The sequence below is a fragment of the Lysobacter sp. genome (assembly GCA_013141175.1).
Classification (GTDB): domain Bacteria; phylum Pseudomonadota; class Gammaproteobacteria; order Xanthomonadales; family Xanthomonadaceae; genus Lysobacter_I.
On record JABFRN010000001.1, the window covers coordinates 3127818 to 3150290 of the forward strand.

Sequence of the window (22473 nt, forward strand, 5' to 3'; positions counted from 1 at the left end):
ACGGTAATCCGCAGCGGTAAACCGCAGCGAGGACGACGGCCGGAGCAATCCGGCCGTTTTCTTTTGTGGCGCTGTTATTGGCCGTGGCCCTGCGATAAAGTCGGCCGGACACACTAATGACGAATACATCGAACGCAATGAACGATTCCAACGCTTCCATCCTTCCCACCGTCGCCGCCCACATCTATCCGCGCGGCGGTCTCGACATCCTGTCCCGCGACGAGGTCGCGCGCCTGCGCGACGCCTCGGCCGGCGGCATGCACGATCTGCTGCGCCGTTGCGCCTTGGCGGTGTTGACCAGCGGCAGCGCATCCGACGACCCGCGCGCGGCAGCCGAGCTTTATCCCGATTTCGATATCCAGGTGCTGCAGCAGGATCGCGGCGTACGCATCGATCTGGTCAATGCGCCCGCGATGGCCTTCGTCGATGGCGAGATCATCCGCGGCGTCGCGGAGCTGCTGTTCGCGGTGGTCCGCGATCTGGCCTACACCGCGATCGAGCTGCGCGAAAACACCGGCAGCCGCGATCTTGCGACCTCCGAAGGCATCACCGACGCGGTATTCGGACTGCTGCGCAACGCGCGCATCCTGCATCCGATCGATCCGAACCTGGTGGTCTGCTGGGGTGGGCATTCGATCAACCGCGACGAATACCTGTACACCAAGCAGGTCGGCTACGAATTGGGTCTGCGCGGACTCGATATCTGCACCGGTTGCGGCCCGGGCGCGATGAAAGGTCCGATGAAGGGCGCGACGATCGCGCATGCCAAGCAGCGTCATCGCCGCATGCGTTACATCGGCATCACCGAGCCGGGCATCATCGCCGCCGAGTCGCCGAATCCGATCGTGAATCACCTGGTGATCATGCCGGACATCGAAAAGCGCCTCGAAGCGTTCGTGCGCATGGGGCACGGCATCATCGTGTTTCCGGGCGGCGTCGGTACGGCCGAGGAAATCCTGTATCTGCTCGGCATCCTGTTGCGCGAGGAGAATGCATCGCTGCCGTTCCCGCTGATCCTGACCGGCCCGGCCGCGTCGGCGCCGTATTTCGAGCAGATCGACAAGTTCCTGCGGCTGACGCTGGGCGAAGTCGCGACTTCGCGCTACGAAATCATCGTCAACGATCCGGAGAAAGTGTCCAAGCGCATGGCGACCGGCATCCGCAAAGTGCGCGAATACCGCATCGCCGAGAAGGATTCGTTCTTCTTCAACTGGTCGCTGGAAATTCCGCTGGCGTTCCAGCAGCCCTTCATTCCGACCCACGAGGCGATGGCGGCGCTGGATCTGCATCACGGCCGCAAGCCGCACGAACTCGCGGCCGATCTGCGCCGCGCGTTCTCGGGCATCGTCGCAGGCAACGTGAAGGAAGACGGTCTGCGCCGCATCGAAGAGTACGGGCCGTTCAAGATCCACGGCGATACCGACATGATGCAGTCGCTGGATGCGCTGCTGCGCGCGTTCGTCGAACAGCGCCGGATGAAGATCTCCGGCTCGTATCGCCCGTGTTACGAAGTCATTGCGTGATGCGGATGTCGGCGGGCGTCAAACGCCCGCCGGCAATGTCACCGTCACGATGAAGCGGTCATCGTCGGCGCGGGCGACGACGCTGCCCCGGCCCTCGGTGTAGGCTTCGATCTGCGCCAGCGATGCCGGCAAGCCGACGTTGTGACCGGTCGATGCGCGCGCAGGTTCCGACGGCATGGGGTTCGAGATCACGATGACCACGCCCTTGTCGTCGCTGTCGATGCGGATCTCGATTTCGCCGCCTCCGGCGATGCGTTCGATGCCGTGTTTGATCGCGTTCTCGACCAGCGGCTGCAGCGACAGCGCGGGCACCAGGGTGTTCGGCATCGGTTCGGGACGCGTCCAGCGCACGCGCAGGCGTTCGCGGAAGCGCAGCGATTCGATTTCGAGATAGCGCTCGATCAGTGCGATCTCCTCGCTCAGCGGGATCTCGCGCGGACCGCCGAGCGCGGCGCGGAACAGGTCGGCGAGATCCAGCAGCAGATGTTCGGCTTCATCAGGACGGTGGTGCACCAGCGCCGCGCCGGTATTGAGCGTATTGAACAGGAAATGCGGACGTACCCGCGCCTGCAGCGCGGCGAGTTCCGCCTGCTTCGCGCGCACCGCGAGTTGGCGTACGCGCCAATGGTTCTGGAATGCGGCAAGCGCCAGCCAGCCGACCACCAGCACGATTCCGGTGACGCGCAGGAACACATCGATGCGTTCGGAGGCGGGCGTTCGCCAGAGTTCGCCCAACAGCAGATCGCTGACCCCCAGCACCGACCAGCTGCTGAGAAGAAGCAGGGCGAGGGCCAGATAGGCGACAAGCTGTGGTTTCACGTCGCGCAGGCGCTCGCGCAACAGATACAGGCCGCCCAACGTCAGCAGCGCCACCCACTGCACCACCAGCGACAGCAGCCCGAAGCGGATCCAACGCCCGAGCGGGGCATCTCCCGCAAGCGTCAGCACCGCAGCCAGGCCTTCCGCCGCGAGTACGACCCAGATCACCACCCGTCCTTGCCACAGGCTGTCGAGTGGCGCACCGGTCCTGGCGGCGGGGACGGTGGTCGCGGGCGGGGTGCTGGAAGGGATCGGCATCGCACCATGATGCCTCGGGCACGTCCGAACGGGCAGGGGGACCGCTCATGCCGCCGTGCCCGCCGCCCATCGGCCATCGGTTGGTGCCCTCGGAGACGCAGCCCTATGCTGCCCCTCATTGATCCATGGAGGCGAAATGCGACTTTCCCGCCGAAGCAGTTCCCCGCCCAAAAGCGCGCATGCGCGCGTCGCGCGCGGATTCACACTGGTCGAGCTGGCCATTACCGTCGTGGTCCTGTCCGTATTGATGGCCATGGCGGCACCGCTCTTCACCGGGATGTCGAACGGCAATCGCCTGACATCCAATGCCAACGAAATCGTCGCGGCCATGCAGATCGCCCGATCGGAAGCGGTCCGCCGCAATGCCCCCACCTTCTTCTGCCAGAGCACCAACGGCACCACGTGCAGCAACGTGTCGCCCTGGCAGGGCTGGCTGGTCTATGCCGATGCCGATCGCGACAGCGTCGCCGATCCCGACGAAATCGTGAGGGCCGGGGTCATCGAAGCGCCGATGGAGATCAGATCCAGCGCCAACATCGTCAACAGCGAGATGGTCTTCCGTGCCGATGGGCTGGCCTACACCACAGGCAACAACCTGCTGGAAGCGAACATGCGTGTTTGCTTGCCGGTCACCGACCCGGAGCTCAACGTCCGCGATGTCAATATCGCCATCGGCGGACGCATCACCGTCAGGCCTCCAATCGATGAGTCAGGGGCTTGCCCGAATCCGGCGGATAACTAAATGTCAGCTCACTCTTCCTCCCATCCTCCTCTCCGTAGACGGGCACCCGGGTCGGCCGCTGCCGTTCGCGGTGTGGGCCTGATCGAAGTGCTGGTGGCGGTGCTGGTGCTTGCGATCGGCCTGCTCGGCGTCGCGGCCATGCAGGCGACCGCACTGCGCAACAGCCAGAGCTCGCTCGAGCGCAGCCAGGGCGTGATGCACGTCTACACCATTCTCGATGCGATGCGGGCGAATCCAAACGCGGCGCGCGCAGGCGCCTACAACATGGGCATGACCTGCGCGGTTCCCGGTGCGGGCAATCTGGTCGCCAACGACAAGCGCGCGTGGATCGATATCCTCCAGCAGAACCTCGGTGCGACCGCCTGCGGCCAGGTCGCCTGCGATGGCGGGCTGTGCACGATCTCCGTGCGCTGGGACGATTCCCGCGGCACGTCTGGCTCCGCCACGCAGACCTTCAGCACGACGACACGCATATGACCCAGAACATGATGTCCCTGCGGCGACATGCCGCTCAAGGTCGGGCTGCAGCGCGTTCCGCCGTTCGCGGCCTCACGCTGGTCGAATTGATGATCGCGATGATGCTCGGACTGCTGGTGGTCGGCAGCGCCAGTGCGATCTTCATCTCCAATCGCGCGACCTACCGCGCGACCGAAGGTCTGGGGCGCGTGCAGGAGAACGGACGCATGGCGTTCGAGCTCATGGCCCGCGATCTGCGCGAAGCGGGCGGCAATCCCTGCGGCAATGCCGATCGCAAGGAACCGCTGAAGATCGTCAATGTGCTCAACAACCCGGCGGCGCAGTGGTGGACCAACTGGAACAACGGGATCCGCGGCTATGAAGCGGCGATTCCGGGCGGCAATCCTCCCGGCCGCGTGGTCGGGGCCGATGCCATCGATCTGATGTCGGCGGACAGTTCGAGCGCTGCCACCATTGTCGACCACAACATCGCCGGAACGGAGTTCGAGCTGAATACGGCGGACCATGGATTCAAGGATTCCGACCTCGCCATCGTATGCGATTGGCGCCAGGCTTCCCTGTTCCAGGTGACCAGTGTCGCCGGTGCCAATATCCGGCACAGCAACGCGGGCGCGGCTCCGGGGAATTGCACCAAAGGCCTGGGTTACGCAAACCCTGCGTTATGTACCCCCGGTGGCAGGACCAAGCAATACGGGCCGAACCCGGCGGACAACATGGCCAGCGCCACGGTCGTGCGCATGCAGCCGGTGCGCTGGTACGTGGGCACGGCGCCGAATGGCGGGCGTTCGCTCTTCCGCAGCGCGGTCGTCAACAACGGCGGTGCCTTGGCCGTTCGCGAACAGGAAATCGCCGAAGGCGTCAACGACCTTGAAATCCAGTATCTGCTCGAAGGTGCCGCGAACTATGTCGACGCCACGCTGATCCCCGCCGATCGCTGGAACGATGTGAATGCCGTGCGCGTAACGCTCGACATGCTCAGCGCCGACGGCGCCGGTGTCGGCGGCGCGCAGTTGCAGCGTCGCATCGCGCATACCGTCACTCTCCGGAATCGCATGGAATGAATACCTATCCACGCCATCGCATCGCATCGAATCGACGCCAACACGGCGCCACACTGGTGGTGGTGCTCATCCTCCTGCTGTTGATGACGCTGCTGGGGCTCGCCAGCCTGCGCAGCACGATCCTCGAAGAGCGGATGACCTCCAACCTTCTCGATCGAAGCCTGGGCTTCCAGGTGGCGGAGGCCGGGCTTCGCGAGGCCGAAGCGACGCTGACGCCGAATCCGGCGAATTTCCCCGCCGCTGGCTGCAATGCCCAGGGGCTGTGCTCGCGTCCCGACCCGAGCGATCTCGAGCGTTGGCTCGATCCGGGCTTCAACGCATGGCGCGTGGGCACGGTCGCCGACGCCAGCACCGACGCGCCCCAGTACATCGTCGAAGAGATGGGCGAAGGCCCGAACTGGCGCGACTGCGACAAGCTCTCGCCGATCCATCCCCTGTGCCTGACGCCGCGCTATCGCGTCACCGTGCGCAGCCAGCAGGACGGGCGCGCGTCCGTCCTGCTGCAAACCATTTACGCCGGCAAATAAACCGAGGCACCCGTGAACACTACTTCCCGTAACGTCGTCACCGCCCGTCCCTCGCGCATGTCGCGTCTGGCGCCCGTGCTGGCCTGCATCGTCACCGTGCTGGGCCTGCCCGTGCACGCGGCGGTCTCGCTGCCGGAAACGCCGATGCAGACCAACAACGGCGTGCCACCGAACATCTGGTTCATCCTCGACGATTCGGGTTCGATGGCGTGGGACTTCATGCCGGGTCCGTTCAATTCGGCCGGTGTGCCCGCAACCGCGCCGAACGCGATCCAGTTGCAGGCCTATACGCGCAACACGCTGTACTACAACCCCAACACCACGTATCGGGGCTGGCAGCGCGCCGACGGCACCTTCATGAACGACACGCCGTATACGGCGGTCTTCACCAGCACTACGTTGGCGAGCGGCGGCGTCACCAACTTGAGTGGTTCGACGCAGACGTTTTATGTGCCGACCGCGACCAATACCGATCTGGCGGACTCGCGCCAGTACACGCGCTATCAGCTCCGCTCCGATGGCACCGCGACTGCTTGCAATTGGCAGTTCGTGTTGCCGGTGGGCTACAACAGTTGCAACAACGTCGCGTCTTTCACCTGGGGCAGCGTGACCCGCAGTCTGGCCCAGGAAAAGGCCAATTTCGCCAACTGGTATTCGTATCACCGGACCCGGACCAAGGTCGCCAAGGCCGGCGCCAGCTATGCGTTCAACGATCCGAGCGTGTTCAACGACGACAGCGATTACCGCGTCGGCTTCACCACGATCTGGCAGATCAACGAATTCCGTATCCCGGTGGCCAACAACAACGGTTTGTTCAAGGGCAACAACCCCGGCGAAAACCGCCGCGTCTGGTTCGACCGCCTGTTCGCTGCGGGCGCCAACAACAGTACGCCGCTGATTCCGGCGCTGTCCCGCGCGGGCGCGTATTTCTCGGAAACCGGGGCCACGGGTCCCTGGGGCCCACAGGCGACCGCAGCCCAGTTCGAGTGCCGTCAGAACTTCACGATCCTGACCACCGACGGTTACTGGAACAACGGCACCACCGCCATCGGCAATACCGACAATACCAACGGTGCGGCGATCACGAGACCGGACGGTCCGCCCTATACCTATGTCGCAGCGCGGCCGTTCCAGGACAGCTGGAGCAATACGCTGGCGGACGTCGCGATGCATTTCTGGAAGCGCGATCTGCGCGCGGATCTCATCAATACCGTGCCGGCATCCGCATCGAATCCAGCGTTCTGGCAGCACATGGTCACCTTCGGTATCTCGATCGGTCTCAAGGGCACGCTCGACCCGAAGGTCGACATTCCGGCGCTGACCAGTGGCGCCAAAGTGTGGCCGAACCCGATGGACGCCGAGGACCAGGAGCGCATCGACGACCTGTTCCACGCATCGGTGAACGGTCATGGCGCGTTCGTGGCGGCCGGCAATCCGGATGAATTCGCCGATGGTCTCGGCAGCGCGCTGCGCGCGATCGCGGCACGCCGCGGCTCGGGTTCCAACGCGACCGTGACCGGCACGTCGACCTCCGCCGGCACCAAGGTGTTCCAGGCGAAGTTCTTCTCGTCGAAGTGGTACGGCGAAGTGCAGGCCTATCCGGTTTCGGCTTCGGGCGTGGATATCGCCAATCCGATCTGGACCGCCAGTGTCCCGGTGCTCGCTGCACGCAGCATCTACACCCACAACGGCACGGCCGGCACCACCTTCCCCACGGCCGCGCAGAACCTTGCGCTGACGCCAGTGGTTGCGAATTACATCCGTGGCGACCGCACCCAGGAACCGCAGTTCAACGCGGCCGGTCTGCTGCGCGATCGCAATACGCTGCTCGGCGATATCGTCAACAGTTCGCCGACCTACGTGAAGACTTCCACCACCGTCGAAACGGTCTATGTCGGCGCGAACGACGGCATGCTGCATGCGTTCAATGCGACCGATGGCATCGAACGCTTCGCTTATGTTCCCCGTGGCCTCGATCTGGCGAAACTCAAGGCGTTCAGTGCGCCCGACTACAGCCATCATTTCTTCGTCGACGGTCCGATCGTCACGTCGACCAGCCGCGACCTTTCGAACCGTACCGTGCTGGTCGGCAGTCTCGGCCGTGGCGGTCGAGGCCTGTACGCGCTCGACGTGACCGATCCCACCATCTTCGGCCCCGCCAAAGTGCTGTGGGACAAGGACAGCAGCTTCGATGGCGATATGGGTCAGGTCCTGAGCCGGCCGATCATCGCCAAACTCAACGATGGCAGCACCGGCCTGATCGTCGCCAACGGCCTCAACAGCTCCAGCGAGCGCGCCGTGCTGTTCGTGCTGGATCTGGTCACCGGCGCCAAGATCGCCGAGATCGACACCGGCGTCGGCTCGCCCGCCACCTCCAATGGCCTTGCGGCGCCGCGCGGCTGGGACGACGATGGCAACGGCACGGTCGACATCGTGTACGCAGGCGATCTGCGCGGCAATCTCTGGAAATTCGACCTGTCCGACAGCAATCCCTCGCAATGGGATGTCGCCGACAACAGGCCGCTGTACGCTCCCATCGCGGCAGGCACGCAACCGGTCACCGGCGGCGTCACCATCGCCGTCGATCCCGCGACCGACAAGCGCTGGGTCTTCTTCGGCACCGGTCGCCTGCTGAGCACCGGCGACATCACCGATACGTCCCGTCAGACCTGGTACGGCGTGATCGACGAAGTGGGCGCTTCCTCTTCGGTGACCCGCACCAGCATGACCGCGCGCAACATCGCGCTCTTCGACGCCGGGACCAAGAATCGCGCGTTCGAGCCGAACAGCCCGCTTCCCAATGGGAGCAAGGGTTGGTACATCGACCTCGATTTGCCGCCGGGCAATACGCTGGAAGGCGAGCGCATGGTCGGCGACCAGCAGGTGGTGAAGAACGCATTGATCGCGGGCAGCATCATTCCGAGCACCAGCAACCCGTGTCTGCCCGGTCGCGGTTACATCAATGCGATCGACGCGTTCACCGGCACCAGCCTGTTGACGGGTTTGTTCGACGCCAATCGCGACGGCGAATTCGGCAACGATACGATGGGCGCAGGCAATACCGCCGTCGGCTCGATCGACCTTGGCGTCGGCATGGTGACCGACCCCGCATTGCTCGACCGACTGCTGGTCGCCGGCGGTTCGTTGGCGACGCTCGCATCCACACCGCTGGATCCGGCCCTGTACGGTGGCCGTATCTCGTGGCGCGAAATCATCCGGAGATGACGATGATCCACAGCCGTATCACCCGTCGCCGTTCGAGCCGCCCGGCATCCCGCCGCACGGCCGGTTTCACCCTGGTCGAGTTGATCATCGTCGTGTTGATCATCGCCGTGCTGGCGGCCATCGCCTATCCGGCGTACCAGGATTCGGTGGTCAAGACCCGTCGCGGTGCGGCGAAGTCCTGCCTGCTCGAATCCGAGCTGTTCATGCAGCGCTTCTACACCACCAATCTGCGCTACAACCTGACGTTGCCTCCGGCCAACGCGGCGGTGGTGCTGCCTGCCTGCACCGCAGGGACCGATGTGACCAACCACTACAACGTCGCGCTCACGGCGGTCGCCGCCAGAACGTACACGCTGACGGCGACGCCACAAGGCCTGCAGGCTGCGAAGGACACCGATTGCGGCATCCTCAGCATCAACCAGCTGGGCGCGAAGACCAAGACAGGTACGGAGACGCTCGATTACTGCTGGTAATCACGACTGCTCGTGAGCATGCGTAAACGCAAAAGGCCCGTTCACTGAACGGGCCTTTTGCGTTGGCTTGCAGGCTCGCGCGTCGTGCGGGACCCGACGAGCGTGCGGACATGAAAAAGCCCGCGACTCGCGTCGCAGGCTTTCTGGATCTGGCGCCCGAAGTTGGACTCGAACCAACGACCCCCTGATTAACAGTCAAGTGCTCTAACCGGCTGAGCTATTCGGGCGGGGCTGCATATCCTAATGGCCCGGCCCGGTCCGATCAAGCACGGCGCGTTGCCGGCGCACACAAGCAGGACTCCCATCACAGCCGTCACAGCCCGACCGCACAGGCGGCCCCGGCAGGCGGCGCGGCCCGCGTGCTGCGCAAGCGGCCACCGTTGGACAGGATCAGCGCCAGCGCGTCCCTGGGCCCGCGCCGGTCGCAGAGCGTGAACGTGATGTTCGCGCCGGCATTGCCACCGTTGGGTTGATACACGATGCGGGGGCGGCCGACGGTGCCGCGCAGGCGCACACCAGCAGGCAGTCCGGGTTCCTGGCGGACGATCTGCTCGCCCGGTCCGTGCATGCGGTCGCCGTTGTGGTCGATGAACGCCAGCCAGCCTTGGCTCCAGTCGGCGCCGCCGACGCACTGCGATTCGCCGGGGCAGATCACGACCTCCCGCCCGAGAACGGTGGCGTGCCGCTGCGCATCGAACAGGGTTGCGGTGAGCGCGCTGCGCGCCGAGCCGGCCTGGACCCGGGCGACGGCGTTCTTCAGGCCGGGGATGGCGATGCCGAACAGGATGCCGAGAATGGTCAGCGCGATCAGCAGATCCAGCAGGGTGAAGCCGTGGGCGCGGCGGTGGGACGACAGGGGCGGGCGAGGGCGGGACATGAATGGACTCCGGATGCGCGTGGACGGGAGTGCAGTGTCGACAGGCCTGCGATCGCGCGGCATCGGCGACGACCGTATCCGCGTGTAGGAAAAACCCGCTCCGTGCCGCGACGACCCGCTAGACTTCCGGGCTTGACCCGTCGACGCCCGCGATGAACGAACACGTACGCTATCTGTCCGATACCGCCTTCCAACTGGTGGCGCCCTACGAGCCCGCCGGCGACCAGCCGCAGGCGATCGCGGCGCTGATCGACGGCTTCGAAAGCGGATTGGCGAAGCAGACGCTGCTGGGCGTGACCGGTTCGGGCAAGACCTACACCATCGCCAACGTGATCCAGGCGGTGCAGAAGCCGACCCTGGTGATGGCGCACAACAAAACGCTGGCGGCGCAGCTCTACGGCGAGTTCAAGGCGTTCTTCCCGCACAACGCGGTCGAGTATTTCGTCAGCTATTACGACTACTACCAGCCCGAAGCCTACGTGCCGTCCAGCGATACCTTCATCGAGAAGGACAGCTCGATCAACGAGCATATCGAGCAGATGCGGCTGTCGGCGACCAAGGCGCTGCTGGAACGCCGCGACGCGATCATCGTGTGCACGGTGTCGGCGATCTACGGCTTGGGCGACCCGAACGAATACTTCAAGATGGTGCTGCACATGGTGCGCGGCGAACGCATCGACCAGCGCGAGCTGATCCGCCGCCTTACCGCGATGCAGTACTCGCGCAACGACACCGAACTGCGCCGCGGCACCTATCGCGTGCGCGGCGAAGTGATCGATGTGCATCCGGCCGAATCCGACGTCGAAGCGCTGCGGATCGAGCTGTTCGACGGCGAGATCGAGCAGTTGACGGTGTTCGACCCGCTGACCGGCGAAACCATGCGCAAGCTGCCGCGCTACACCATCTACCCGAAGTCGCATTACGTCACCACGCGACGCACGGTGCTGGATGCCATCGAAGCGATCAAGGTCGAGCTTCGCGAACGCCTGGAACAGCTGTACGCGGCGAACAAACTGGTGGAAGCGCAACGCTTGGCGCAGCGCACCCAGTTCGATCTGGAGATGATGGCCGAGGTCGGCTTCTGCAGCGGCATCGAGAATTATTCGCGACATCTGACCGGGCGCATGCCGAACGAAGCGCCGCCGTGCCTGTTCGACTACCTGACGCCGGACGCGCTGCTGGTGGTCGACGAGTCGCACGTGACCGTGCCGCAGATCGGCGCGATGTTCAAAGGCGACCGTGCGCGCAAGGAAACGCTGGTGGAGTTCGGCTTCCGGCTGCCGTCGGCGCTGGACAACCGGCCGCTGCGCTTCGAGGAATGGGAAGCGCGCTCGCCGCGCACCATCTTCGTGTCGGCGACGCCGCGCGAGTACGAAATCGAGAAGTCGCAGGGCCAGGTGGTCGAACTGGTGGTGCGGCCGACGGGGCTGATCGATCCGATCGTCGAGATCCGTCCGGTCGGCACCCAGGTCGACGATCTGCTCGGCGAGATCAGCGAGCGGGTGGCGATGGGCGATCGCGTGCTGGTGACCACGCTGACCAAGCGCATGGCCGAGAATCTCACCGAATATCTCGGCGATCACGGCGTGCGCGTGCGCTATCTGCACTCCGACATTGAGACGGTCGAGCGCGTCGAGATCATCCGCGATCTGCGCCTCGGGAAATTCGATGTGCTGGTGGGCATCAACCTGCTGCGCGAGGGCTTGGACATGCCGGAAGTGTCGCTGGTGGCGATCCTGGACGCCGACAAGGAGGGTTTCCTGCGTTCCGCAGGGTCGCTGATCCAGACCATCGGCCGCGCCGCGCGCAACGTGCGCGGCAAGGCGATTCTCTACGCCGATGTGGTGACGCGTTCGATGAAGGCCGCGCTGGAAGAAACCGGCCGGCGCCGTGAGAAGCAGTTGGAATACAACGCGGAGCACGGGATCGTGCCGACCTCGATCATCCGCGAGATCATGGATGTGATGGAAGGCGCGCGCAGCGAGCTGGCGCCGGGCGACCGCAAGGGTCGCGGCAGGAGTCAGCGCGTGGCCGAACCGATCGAGAACTACGCCGCGTTGCCTCCGGCGCAGATCGCGGCGCGGATCGCGGCGCTGGAAGCGGCGATGTACCAGCACGCGCGCGATCTGGAATTCGAGGATGCGGCGCGCGTGCGCGACGAGATCCGCAAACTGAAAGAAGCGAGTCTGGGGTGAGCGCAGAGGTGCTGGCATCCCGCTTTCCGCGCATCGGTTGGCTGGGTGCGCTGTGGCTGCTGGTGTATCTGCCGACCTATCACGCCGCCTACGGTGCGCTCAACTTCCTGTTCCTGTGCAATATCGGCGTGATCCTCACCGCCATCGGCCTGATCGTGCACAGCCGCCTGCTGCTGTCGAGCCAGGCGGTGGCCGCGCCGGTGATCGCAGTGGTCTGGGCGATCGATGCCGCGTGGAAACTGGCCACCGGCGATTTCCTTTACGGCGGCACCGAGTACCTGTGGGATTCCGCCTATCCGCTGTTCGCGCGCTTGCTCTCGCTGTACCACATCGCCTGGCCGCTGCTGCTGTGGTGGGTGCTGCGACGCATCGGCTACGACCCGCGCGGCTGGTCGCTGCAGGCCGGCATCGCGGCGCTGGCGATCCTTGCCGGCCGGCTGCTGGTGCCGGCGGCGGACAACGTGAATTTCGCGTGGATCGATCCGTTCTTCGGCCGCCAGCTCGGGCCCGCACCGCTGCATCTGCTGATCTGCTGGGGGCTGCTGTCCGGCGTCGCCTACGGCGCCACGCACTGGGCGCTGCGACGGATGTTTCCGGGCCCCGCCGATACTTCCGTGCCGGCACATGGTTCCGTCGCGCCGCGTCGGGTGTTACCATAATCGCCCTTTCGGGTTGGCGGTATGGACTCGACGGGCGGTTAGCTCAGCGGTAGAGCACTACCTTGACATGGTAGGGGTCACAGGTTCGAACCCTGTACCGCCCACCAATTAAATCAACGGCTTAGGCCGTTTTTTGATTGTTCGGCTGTAGCAAGTACGACACAAATACGACAAACCACCCCTTGAAACCGGGTGGTTTTTTCGTTGTAGGTCCGGCATCCGCACTAGGTGATCATGTGCGGCGTCAGTAAGGCATTACACTGATCGGGAAGCCGTACGCCGTGAAACAACGACTGAGTATTTAGGAGGGTTCGTGCCGGACATTTCGGACGCTGTACTTCAGGATATTCAAGTCCGACTCGAAGAATTCTTGAAAGCACGCGCGGGGTATACGGCAGCGACGTATATCGACTCAGGCGGCTCAGCCGCCATCTTCCGAGTTGACACCCCTGCCGGGTACAGGGCTATCAAGGTGTACGACCCCAAGTTCTTCTTGGAGTCAAACGCGAAAGCAGAAGCCCGGCGGCTGGACCTTCAACGCGCACTGATTGGTCATGAATGTCCGACCCTTGTCGCTGTCTATAGCGTAGAGGAGGCGGTGGGAACCGCCTTTATCGAAATGGAGTACGTGGCATGGCCGCAGCTGAAAAAGGTACTGCCGAACGTTCCTGACGACAAGGTTTCAAGCCTCACGCAGCAGCTCGTCGAGGCAGTCACGTTTCTAGAGAAGCTCGATATTGTTCACCGAGACGTTAAGCCTGAGAACATTCATGTCACGGAAGACTTCTCGAAGCTTAAGCTCATTGACCTCGGCGTCGCCCGCGGGTTGACCCTGCCGGATGAAGAGGGAGCAGAAGCAACCGACCACGGTAAGCGTCGTCGTTTTATCTCCACTGCACAGTACAGCTCGCCGGAATACCTATTCCGGCTTGACGCTCCATCTCCAAGCCTGTGGAAGGCGCTCAACCTCTACCAAGTTGGCGCTGTCCTCCACGACCTGATTAACAAGAGGGCGTTATTTCAGGACGAGGTTGACATCGATAATAGGTTCGTGGTCGCCAAAGCCGTCCTCACTAAGACTCCTACATTTCCCGATACTGATCCAACGAGGCTCGCCACGCAGAAGGCCCTTGCAGCGAGGTGCCTCGCGAAGGACATGAACACGCGCTTGCAAATTGTTGGTTGGAGTGATTTCACTTTCGAGACGTCAACTGACCCGCTCGCCGCATTGAAGTCACGCCTTGCGAAGGGGGCCGGGCTTGCGGGGAGCCAAGCCGCAGCGTCTGCTGAAGCACGACTGCAATTCGAACGCGAGACTTTCTCCAAACGATTCTGCGAATCAATCCGTACCGAGCTGATTGCCGTCGCGAATAAGGCCGTACAAATCACGATGATGCAGAATCACAGAGGGGCAGCTTTCGGCTACAGCTTTGGCCTCGCAATTGGTGCTGTCACTGTAGTGACGGAAATTTGCTTCGATTGGTTTGAGGACATGCAGAACACCTCTGCTCGCGTATCAATTGGCGCCGTCATCAAAAGTGGAGAATCGGAAGTCCCCCAACCAAGTCCACAGGTAATTGCGGCGGCCACAATCAATCAATCCGAGGAAGTTGTTTCGCTAGAAGTCGCTTATCGCGTGGCCGAGGTACTTAGCCAAGTGCTGGACATGCTAGATTCTGTAGAAGACAAGAGCGTGCTTCACGGGACCGACATTGGCCGAATTTGCTTTGGCAAGGGATAAAGGATGGACACTAGCTGGTGGGTTTCCAAGGAAGAGCTTGACGAGGCGCAGCAAGAATTCATCAAGCTGCCTGCGCATGGGAAATACCAACTCGAAGGCCCTGCAGGCTCCGGTAAGACTAACCTCCTTTTGCTGCGCGCTCAGTTCGTGGCGGGCAAGGGTGAAAAGAACGTACTTATCATTACATTCACGAAGTCACTATGTGACTTCATGCGCAGCGGCTTAGTTGGCATCATTGAAGCTGACCAAGTACGAACCTTTCATTCGTGGGCGTATTGGCACATTCGGCGCTACCTAAAGGTTAACCTCATCGAAAAGGGCGTAAATTTTGATGACGCGACACGGCTCAAGACCGTCGAGTTGTTGCGAGAAGCCAACACGAAGCTTCCCACTGCAAAACCCTATAGCTCCATCTTCGTTGACGAGGTTCAAGACCTTACGGTTGACGAACTAGAGTGCCTCCTCACCCTTGCGGACAATGTCTGTGTTTGCGGGGACCTGAAACAGGGCATTTACCAATGCAACGGCCTCGATATTGCGAATGTATTGGGGCTTCAACGCCATACGCTAAGTCGCCACTACAGAATAGGACAACGAATCGCTCAAGTTGCTGACCGACTTCTGCCGCCGCCTTCGCCGGTGGAGTCACTCGAAGCCACCTCAAACTACAATGCAAAGAAGATGGGCACATCGAGCGCCGAACTGCACCATTGTGCCAATCGTGACGAACAGTTTCAGAAGATGTATGACCTCATTGGAATCCAACTTGTTGCTTTTCACGGCGACAAGATTGGGATCTTCTGCGGAAAGCGAGATACCGCGAAAGAAGTCACGGAGAGATTCCAAGGAACGGATCTAGAGGGGCAGGTCTGCATCCATAATGGCGATAGCGACGGATTCTCTAGCGACTGCCCAATTCACGTCATGACGATGACATCGTCGAAAGGCGTCGAGTTTAGGGCGGTGCACCTCTACGGCATTGAAGAACTTCATAGCGGCAGTCCGCTCTCTCGGCCAACGCTGGCGTATACGGCCATCACGAGAGCTAAAACCGCCTTAAATTCGTACTGCACTGTAAAGACAAACTCCGAGCTTGAGTCCGCATTCGCGCAACCCAAGCACATGGAACTCGACGACCTTTTTCCGAAAAAATTATGAAAACTGAAAACCTCATTTGGTACGCTGCGGAAAAGGAGGAAGTTCCTGACGTCGCTTTTGGCGTAGGGAACCTTCTGAGACGCGAATCGCTACTAAACCCCACCGCATATTCATGCAAAACTCCCGTGAGAGTTGCGTTCTCTCGGGACAATGTCGCGGCGCTCGACTATCGCCCGCCTGCAATGTTTATGCTCCGACAGGGCGACGCTGCTGAGACTTTGTCCTGGCTGCGTGTTTTCGCGCGTGAGGCATTTCCCCTTAGTCAATTTGCCCGTGTCATCACCGACACGGATTGGGATGCGATCTTTTCCAAGCCAAGCGACGGCCTATCCACTCGCTCGGACAAGTGGTCCAGCGTGGTCCTCGGCGAGGCACTCGCTCAAGGCGAATCTGAAATCGGGCTGGAAAGCTTGCCGTTGTCGCGCGCGAATGCGTGCTTCTCAGCCGCAATAGCGCGGGCCAACGTCATCCACGATTCGTACTCGGTCACCCGCGCCTGTGCCGAACGCATGCGCTTCATCGCCGACGACCCAAGGTTCGTTAAACGGGCTGTTTCGATTGACACTCTTGTCCCAATCTGGGCTTTAGTGTCAGCTAATATTGAGGACACTACGGACCTGCGAGAACTTGTCGAAGTTGTACTGCACGCAGCCGAAGGCATCGAGAACAACCCCTCTAACGTCGCGCTGGCTCGAAATATCCTTAAGTCAAACGCTCAACTTTTCAGTGACTCAGCTGAGGAGAGAGTTGTAGCATTTCAGCGGATGGCAAGCGAGGCAGTGGCAAACACAGCCCGTAGCGGCAAGACGCCAGCGACGACAGCCGCCCTCCTTGCGGTCGGCGCCTTCTTGGTTGGCCGAAGCACAAGCCACGCCTTCTTGCTGAGGAAGTTTCCCTCGGTCGCCTCAACTGCTTTCGTCTGGTTTGGGCTTGTCGCCGCGCTTAGGGGTGTCCGTGGCTGGGACCCGAACTGGTTACGACTTGCGAAGGGAATCGAACGTCAGCTCAGAACTTCCTTCGACATCCAGGACCCGCCTGCCGCCGATATCTGTTGGACCGAGTACAACTGGTTGTCGCAGTCGTTTAGCGGCACTCAAGGTGTTTCGGAAATCGCTCGTCTGTTTCCCAAGACACTATCGATCGAAGTCGTTCCCGGGGCGGTGTGCCAATTCCGACTCAGTGCGGAAAGTCGCGCTCCGCAAGAGGTCGAGCGCCGACCCGATGCAGCGCGCGAGTCCGAGATTCGCCAGACCTTAGAGCAGTTTATTTCGCTATCCTCCAAGGCCCGTGCGCTTCTCGACTCGTTGGCACCTAAGTCACCTCCCACACAGGGACAGCCTTCTCTCGGATTTGATGAGACTATTCCCTCTTCGAAATCCAAGGCGAAGAAGGGCTACAAGCGCCTCGATAAATAGTGACGTTTCCCGGGTGTCGTACCTCGATCCCCGGGAATCGGAATTCCCGCAGTGGTCCCGGGCTCGTCGGGGCGGAAGTCGGGCTACGAAAACATGGCTCAGCCTGCTTCGCGAATGTCCGCAGCAGGCCGAACAGAAGTTGAGTCTATTCAGCTCGCCAACTGAAGCGCTCAAGCTCCCGCAGGTGCCGGGCCAATTCACGCAGCATTGCGCGCGTGCCGCCTTTATAGGCGTTTCGAGATGCCTTGGCTTTACCGTCAACGGTGCGCGGCCCGGTGGACCGCTCCCACGGTTTCCAGCGCCTGACGGCTTCGGCCTGTCGCGCCCGTCGTTCCGGCGTCCATTGACTCATGTGCTATCCCCTCTATTACTTCGTTCTGCGCGGTTTCGTTTTCCGCGCGCGGGATGGTGTTGTTTATCTGCTGTGGCCCGTGAGCAATATTGGCTTGCCGTGCGAACACTACGGTCGGGTTTTTGACTGCCGCCAGCGTTTCCGCAGTGGCTCGCGCCTGATTCTGCGCTCGTAGCGCCATGCGCATGTTTATCTCGAAGCACGGCACGGTGTCGCAAGACATGGCGCGCTCAGCTGGTGCGTGGCTGCGCTGTTGGTGGAAGTTTCTTGCTCGTCATGAACTATCTCTCATCCGGGCTTCACCAGCCCGGAAAATGGTGGGCTGTTCGCCGAGTGCGGCTGCGTTGGGGAATTGGAATCCAGATCGGCTTCAACTCAAAAGCGGGGGCGTCGCAAGGGCACAGCCCTTCTCTTATTGCTGATGGTCCAACAGCAGTAGACAAAGCAAACAAAAGGCCGCCCTGTGAAAGGGGCGGCCTTTTCGTTTCCGGCATTCCGGCGCGATCGCCCGGTCAACCTTCCCGTACGGCGCCCGGGTCGATGATATCGAGCCGCACCGCGCGCGCCACCGCGGCCGTGCGCGATTTCGCGTCGAGCTTGAGCAGCACCGCACGGACATGCGATTTGACCGTGTTGACCGACATGAACAGCGTCGACGCGATTTCGTCGTTGCTCTTGCCGCGCGCGATGTGCGTCAACACGGAGAGTTCGCGAGGCGACAACAGGTCGCGCTGGGGCGACATCAGCCGTTCCAGCGCCGCTGCGCGCTGTACGGCAGCTCCGCCGGTCGCGAGTCCCCCCGTGGAGAACTCATTGTTGGCGAGGTTGCGGATCGTGTCGACCAGCGTGTCCGGTTCTGCCGTCTTCAGCACATAGGTCTTCGCGCCGCAGCGCAGCGCGCGCAGCAGGCGCTCTTCGTTGTCGTACATGGTCAAGACGATGATCCGCGCGGCCGGATCCTGTTCGACGATGGCCTGGATCGCGACGGTTCCGTCGGTGTCCGGAAGATTCAGATCCATCAGCACGATGTCCGGGCGCAGTTGCGGATACTGCGCGATGGCTTCACGCCCGGACGACGCATGCCCGGCGATCCGGAAATCGGGCTGCAGTTTCAACAGCGCCGCAAATCCCTGCCGGACGACGGCATGGTCGTCCACCAGCAGGATGCGGATGGGGTCGGCGGTGGTCACGCGCTCTCGCTCCCGGGCTTCCGAGGAATCGCCAATGTTACCCGCGTGCCTTTTCCAGGGTGCGATTCGATTTCGAGCACTGCCCCGAGCCGCCCGGCCCGTTCGCGCATCCCCGCGAGCCCCAGCCGGTGCGCCGAAACGGGATCGCCCGCTTTCGGCACGGTGTCGAAGCCGCGGCCGTCGTCGACCAGTTCGATCAGCAGCGCGTCCGGCCGTTTCTCGATCCGGACGCACAACGACGTCGCCATGGCGTGATTGATCGCGTTCGTCGCCGCTTCGCGCACCAGGCGCAGCAACTCATGCTGGCGGTCGGCATCCATCGTGATGCGGACGTCCGGCGCTTCGATCCGCAGATCCAGCGGCGCGTGCATGGTCAATGTCTCGAGCTGCTGGACGATCGCCCGGATCACGTCGCGATGGCCGGCGTCCGGATCGCGCAGGGCATAGACCGAGCGGTGCGCTTCCTGGACGCTTTCGTCGGCCAGCGCGCGGGCCTGGTCCAGATGCTGCTTGGCTTCGGACGGCTGGCTGTCGACGAGTGCCTTGGCGGCATCCAGATTCAGGCGGATCGCCAGCAGTCCGTGCGCGAGCGTGTCGTGGATTTCCCGCGCGATGCGCGAACGTTCGGCGAGTACCGCGTTGCGCGCCCGCAGTTGCGCCAGTGCCAGGCGATGGGCGACGACGATCAGCAGGGCCGCGACGAGGGCCATGAGCGCATAGAACGGCATCGAGCGGTGGAACGGCGGAAAAACGACCAGCGGCAGCGCTGCGACCGCACCCCAGCCGTCCTGGCCGATCTGCGCCTGTACCAGGAACCGGTATTTTCCCGGCGAGAGTTTGGTGTAGACGGCCTCACGCGATGTCATCGCTGCGGACCAGTCGTCGTCGAAGCCTTCCAGGCGGTGCCGGAAACGCAATCGCTGCGGCGCGCGCAGCGAAATCGCGCTGAACAGCATGCGGATCCGCCGGGTTTCGGGGCCGATGCGCAATGGGTTGCGGAAGTCCCAGGGCGCATCGTCCAAGGTCACCGCAGTCATCCGCGTCGTTGGCGGTGCGGCGGAATTCCCGGCGCGGGAGGTGTCGATCGCGATCGCTCCGCGCGTCATCGAGAACAACAGCAGGTCGTCGCCGGTGCCGCGCGCGATGGTCTGCGCGGTTCCGCTGCAATCGATTTTCGGCATGCCTTCTTCAACGCCGAACGGCAATGCGTCGACGATGCCCGGGCGCGGCGCGTCTTGTCCGGTCTTCGTGTCGGTGATGCGGATCTTGAACAATCCACGCCCCGTGCACATCCAGAGGTTGCCCGCGCGGTCGTGCAGCATCGACAGCATATTGCTGCTGGGCACGCCATCGGTGGCGGTCAGGCCGCTCATGCGCCCGTGCGCCAGGCGATTCAATCCGGCGCCCGAGACGGCGATCCACAGCGCATCGTCCGCATCCGTGTGCAAGGCGGAGATATTCTCGCCGAGCAGACCATCCGCGCGGGTGAACCGCTGCAGCCCGTCCCGTCCGACGCGGAACAGGCCGGCATTGTAGGTGCCGGCCCAGATGTCGCCGTTCGCCGTTTCCGCGAAGCTGGTCGTTGCGGTGCGGCGGATCTCGCCCGGATACGCGATTTTCCGCAACGCGCCGTTTTCGACGAAATACAGCGCGCCCGCGACGAATCCGCCGAGCCACAGGCGTCGACGCGAATCGAGGAACAGGGTCGTGATCGATTGATCGGCGAGTTCCGATGCGCCGGCGACCGGTACGAAGCGATCATCGACCAGCGTCCGCAGGCCGCCCCGGGAGGGAGTCGCCCAGAGCGCGCCGTCGGGCGTGCCGACCACGGCATAGACGCGGTTGGCGCCAAGCCCGTGTTCCGCGGTGTAGCGCCGTGTTCCGCTCTTTCGCGTGTGGACCAGCCCATCGGATTCCGTGGCGATCCAGTAATCGTCTTCCGCGGCTGCGAACACCGACCACGTCGGACGGTCGAACCACGCGCCCGAAACCTGCAGTCGCTCGATCGGGACATCGCGCAGGCGATACAGTCCTTCCGATGTCCCGACCCAGAGATTGCGTTCGCGGTCTTCGAGCAGGGCGATGACGTGGGCACGCGCCATGGGATGTTCCGCGGGGAAACGTTCGAACCTGCCGTTCGCATAGCGCCGCAGTCCATGGCGCACGGTGCCGATCCAAAGCCGGTTCGAGCGGTCGACGAGAAGCGTGCGGATATTGTCCGACTGCAATTCCGGTGGACGCGCGATGCGTCGCATGCGTGTTCCGGACACGGCGACCAGCGAACCATCCTTCAATCCGAGCCAGAGGGTTCCGTCCTTGCCCTGGGCCATGGCGGCGACGCCCGGTTCGGCCAATGCTTCCGCCGGCAGTACCGTTTCGATGCGATCGTGCCACCGCCGCTGGAGTCCGAGTGCGGGGCTCATCAGCCAGACACTGCCATCGTTGCCGGCGATCGCAAGGGAGCCCGAGAAGGCATCCACCGTCGGCGTGGGCGGCGCGAGCTGTTCAAGCTTGCCCGACCGCAGCCGCTGCAATCCGCGCTTGCCGCCGCCAAGCCAGACCGCATCGCCGTCCGGCACGAGCGCGATCGCGCTCTGCGTGCCGGCTTCTTTTTGCGCACGCCACACGGCGGTGTTTCCGCGCGTCTGGTAATGGACAAGGCCGCCATGCGTGGCGATCCAGAGCGCGCCGTCGCCGGTGGCGGTCAGTGCGCTGATACTGTTGTTGGGAATCGCCGTGACGGTGTCGCTCTGGAAGGTTTCGAAATCGAAACCATCGAATCGCACCAGACCGTCGTGGGTGCCGATCCACAGGTGGCCGTCCGTGGTCTGCGCCAATGCCCGGATGACGCCGTTGGGCAGGCCGTCGTTGACCGACCAGGTGCGCATGCCCAGATCTTCGAGCCGGTCATCGGCTTCGGCGGCGGCGCATGGCAGTTGCGAGCAGAGCAGCGCCGATCCGAATGCCATGGCCGCGAGGAAGCGTCGAATCCGGCAGGCGGACGATGTTCGCGGACATGATCGATGACTGCGGCCCGCATGCGCTGCGTCGGTGCATGACCGGCACGGTGGCATCGCATCATGGCAACACGACCGCTTGATCACTTCGCATGCCATCGACGCTGCGATCGTTCCGACGCTTGGGGTGGTGCCGAGTATATCGCCCGACCCTCGATGCGCGCCGCTTGCGATCCGGGCAGCGGATCAGCGCTCGAAGCCGGGGACCGGTCGTGCGGGCCGGCTGCCGTTGACGCCGCCGGGATTCTGCGAGGGTGGCTGGTTCGGGCCCGCTGCGCTGGCGAACGATTGCGGTGGCGGCGGTAGTGCGACCAGCGCGTTGCGCGGTGGACGCGGCATCTCGTTCGCGCGCACGGGAATATGGTTTGCGGGGGGCTGCGCGAGGCGCTGCGCGGCCTCCTGCGCCAGGCGCTGCGCCAGTACGTCTTCCTGCTCCGAATCGAGCGCCCATGTCTTTGCGTCTGCCGGTTGCTTCGTTGCGATCGTATCCGCGCCGAGAAGCGTCTCGATCGCATCGTGCTTGCCGGCCAGATGGATGCCGAACCCGACCAGGCCGACGAAGGCCACGCCCAGCGCGTATCGAAAGAAGGTCCGATGCGGTCGCGTCGAAGCCGGTGCGGATGCGGGTGTCTGGTTGTGTTTCATCTTGCTTTCCTCAATGCGGCCCTGCATCGGCGAACAGCCCACGGTTCGGGCGGATCCGCACTTGCGTATGTCGTCCTGCGGCAACGCCGATAGTCCGGCGTTGCCGCAGCGTGCGCCTG

Annotated in this window: 18 protein-coding genes and 2 tRNA genes; 13 read left to right on the forward strand and 7 right to left on the reverse strand. The window is 63.1% G+C overall.

What is annotated here, in order from left to right:
- Positions 1-137 precede the first annotated feature (137 nt).
- Positions 138-1523 carry an LOG family protein gene (locus tag HOP03_13780; protein ID NOT89234.1) on the forward strand — a complete coding sequence of 462 codons (1386 nt, stop codon included), beginning with the start codon at positions 138-140 and terminating at the stop codon, positions 1521-1523.
- Between the two features lie 18 nt (positions 1524-1541).
- Here the strand turns inward: HOP03_13780 and HOP03_13785 are convergent, their stop codons facing one another.
- Positions 1542-2600, reverse strand: a complete 1059-nt coding sequence (locus HOP03_13785) for a histidine kinase (GenBank protein ID NOT89235.1) — start codon at positions 2598-2600, stop codon at positions 1542-1544.
- A 55-nt stretch (positions 2601-2655) separates the two neighbouring features.
- Here HOP03_13785 and HOP03_13790 point away from each other — a divergent pair, with 55 nt between their 5' ends.
- From HOP03_13790 to HOP03_13815, 6 genes are all read left to right on the forward strand, one after another.
- Positions 2656-3342 carry a prepilin-type N-terminal cleavage/methylation domain-containing protein gene (locus tag HOP03_13790; protein ID NOT89236.1) on the forward strand — a complete coding sequence of 229 codons (687 nt, stop codon included), beginning with the start codon at positions 2656-2658 and terminating at the stop codon, positions 3340-3342.
- Positions 3343-3819 (forward strand): type IV pilus modification protein PilV, encoded by a 477-nt coding sequence (gene pilV, locus HOP03_13795; protein NOT89237.1) that lies wholly within the window; start codon positions 3343-3345, stop codon positions 3817-3819. It begins immediately after the preceding gene.
- Positions 3816-4880 (forward strand): type IV pilus assembly protein PilW, encoded by a 1065-nt coding sequence (locus tag HOP03_13800; protein ID NOT89238.1) that lies wholly within the window; start codon positions 3816-3818, stop codon positions 4878-4880. The genes pilV and HOP03_13800 overlap by 4 nt, the downstream gene beginning before the upstream one ends.
- On the forward strand, positions 4877-5407 hold the full coding sequence (locus tag HOP03_13805) for a pilus assembly protein (GenBank protein ID NOT89239.1): 531 nt from the start codon (positions 4877-4879) through the stop codon (positions 5405-5407). The genes HOP03_13800 and HOP03_13805 overlap by 4 nt, the downstream gene beginning before the upstream one ends.
- Before the next feature lie 1167 nt (positions 5408-6574).
- Positions 6575-8632: a pilus assembly protein gene (locus HOP03_13810; protein ID NOT89240.1), complete on the forward strand. Its 2058-nt coding sequence runs from the start codon at positions 6575-6577 to the stop codon at positions 8630-8632.
- Between the two features lie 2 nt (positions 8633-8634).
- Complete coding sequence (locus tag HOP03_13815; protein NOT89241.1) at positions 8635-9105, forward strand: type IV pilin protein; 471 nt, start codon at positions 8635-8637, stop codon at positions 9103-9105.
- 150 nt (positions 9106-9255) lie between these two features.
- Here HOP03_13815 and HOP03_13820 read toward each other — a convergent pair.
- A tRNA-Asn gene (locus HOP03_13820) sits at positions 9256-9332 on the reverse strand.
- Between the two features lie 86 nt (positions 9333-9418).
- The gene (locus tag HOP03_13825; protein NOT89242.1) at positions 9419-9982 is read right to left on the reverse strand and encodes a prepilin-type N-terminal cleavage/methylation domain-containing protein; all 564 of its coding nucleotides are present in this window, start codon (positions 9980-9982) and stop codon (positions 9419-9421) included.
- A gap of 173 nt (positions 9983-10155) precedes the next feature.
- Here HOP03_13825 and uvrB point away from each other — a divergent pair, with 173 nt between their 5' ends.
- The 6 genes from uvrB (at position 10156) to HOP03_13855 (ending at position 17150) form a co-directional block, all read left to right on the forward strand.
- Positions 10156-12177, forward strand: a complete 2022-nt coding sequence (gene uvrB, locus HOP03_13830; GenBank protein NOT89243.1) for an excinuclease ABC subunit UvrB — start codon at positions 10156-10158, stop codon at positions 12175-12177.
- Complete coding sequence (locus HOP03_13835; GenBank protein NOT89244.1) at positions 12174-12836, forward strand: hypothetical protein; 663 nt, start codon at positions 12174-12176, stop codon at positions 12834-12836. The genes uvrB and HOP03_13835 overlap by 4 nt, the downstream gene beginning before the upstream one ends.
- 32 nt (positions 12837-12868) lie before the next feature.
- Positions 12869-12943: transfer RNA gene (locus HOP03_13840), tRNA-Val, on the forward strand.
- 206 nt (positions 12944-13149) lie between these two features.
- Entirely contained in the window at positions 13150-14577 is a 1428-nt protein-coding gene (locus HOP03_13845) for a protein kinase (GenBank protein NOT89245.1), read from the forward strand.
- A gap of 3 nt (positions 14578-14580) precedes the next feature.
- Positions 14581-15735, forward strand: a complete 1155-nt coding sequence (locus tag HOP03_13850; protein ID NOT89246.1) for an AAA family ATPase — start codon at positions 14581-14583, stop codon at positions 15733-15735.
- Positions 15736-15860: 125 nt separating this feature from the next.
- Positions 15861-17150, forward strand: coding sequence for a hypothetical protein (locus HOP03_13855; protein NOT89247.1), 1290 nt, complete (start codon positions 15861-15863; stop codon positions 17148-17150).
- 257 nt (positions 17151-17407) lie between these two features.
- On the opposite strand, the gene HOP03_13860 is transcribed toward HOP03_13855, so the two are convergent.
- The 4 genes from HOP03_13860 to HOP03_13875 form a co-directional block, all read right to left on the reverse strand.
- The gene (locus HOP03_13860; GenBank protein NOT89248.1) at positions 17408-17725 is read right to left on the reverse strand and encodes a hypothetical protein; all 318 of its coding nucleotides are present in this window, start codon (positions 17723-17725) and stop codon (positions 17408-17410) included.
- Between the two features lie 289 nt (positions 17726-18014).
- Positions 18015-18692: a response regulator transcription factor gene (locus HOP03_13865; protein NOT89249.1), complete on the reverse strand. Its 678-nt coding sequence runs from the start codon at positions 18690-18692 to the stop codon at positions 18015-18017.
- Positions 18689-21661, reverse strand: a complete 2973-nt coding sequence (locus tag HOP03_13870; GenBank protein NOT89250.1) for a hypothetical protein — start codon at positions 21659-21661, stop codon at positions 18689-18691. Before HOP03_13870 ends, HOP03_13865 begins: the two co-directional genes overlap by 4 nt.
- Before the next feature lie 234 nt (positions 21662-21895).
- On the reverse strand, positions 21896-22354 hold the full coding sequence (locus HOP03_13875; protein NOT89251.1) for a hypothetical protein: 459 nt from the start codon (positions 22352-22354) through the stop codon (positions 21896-21898).
- Positions 22355-22473 lie beyond the last annotated feature (119 nt).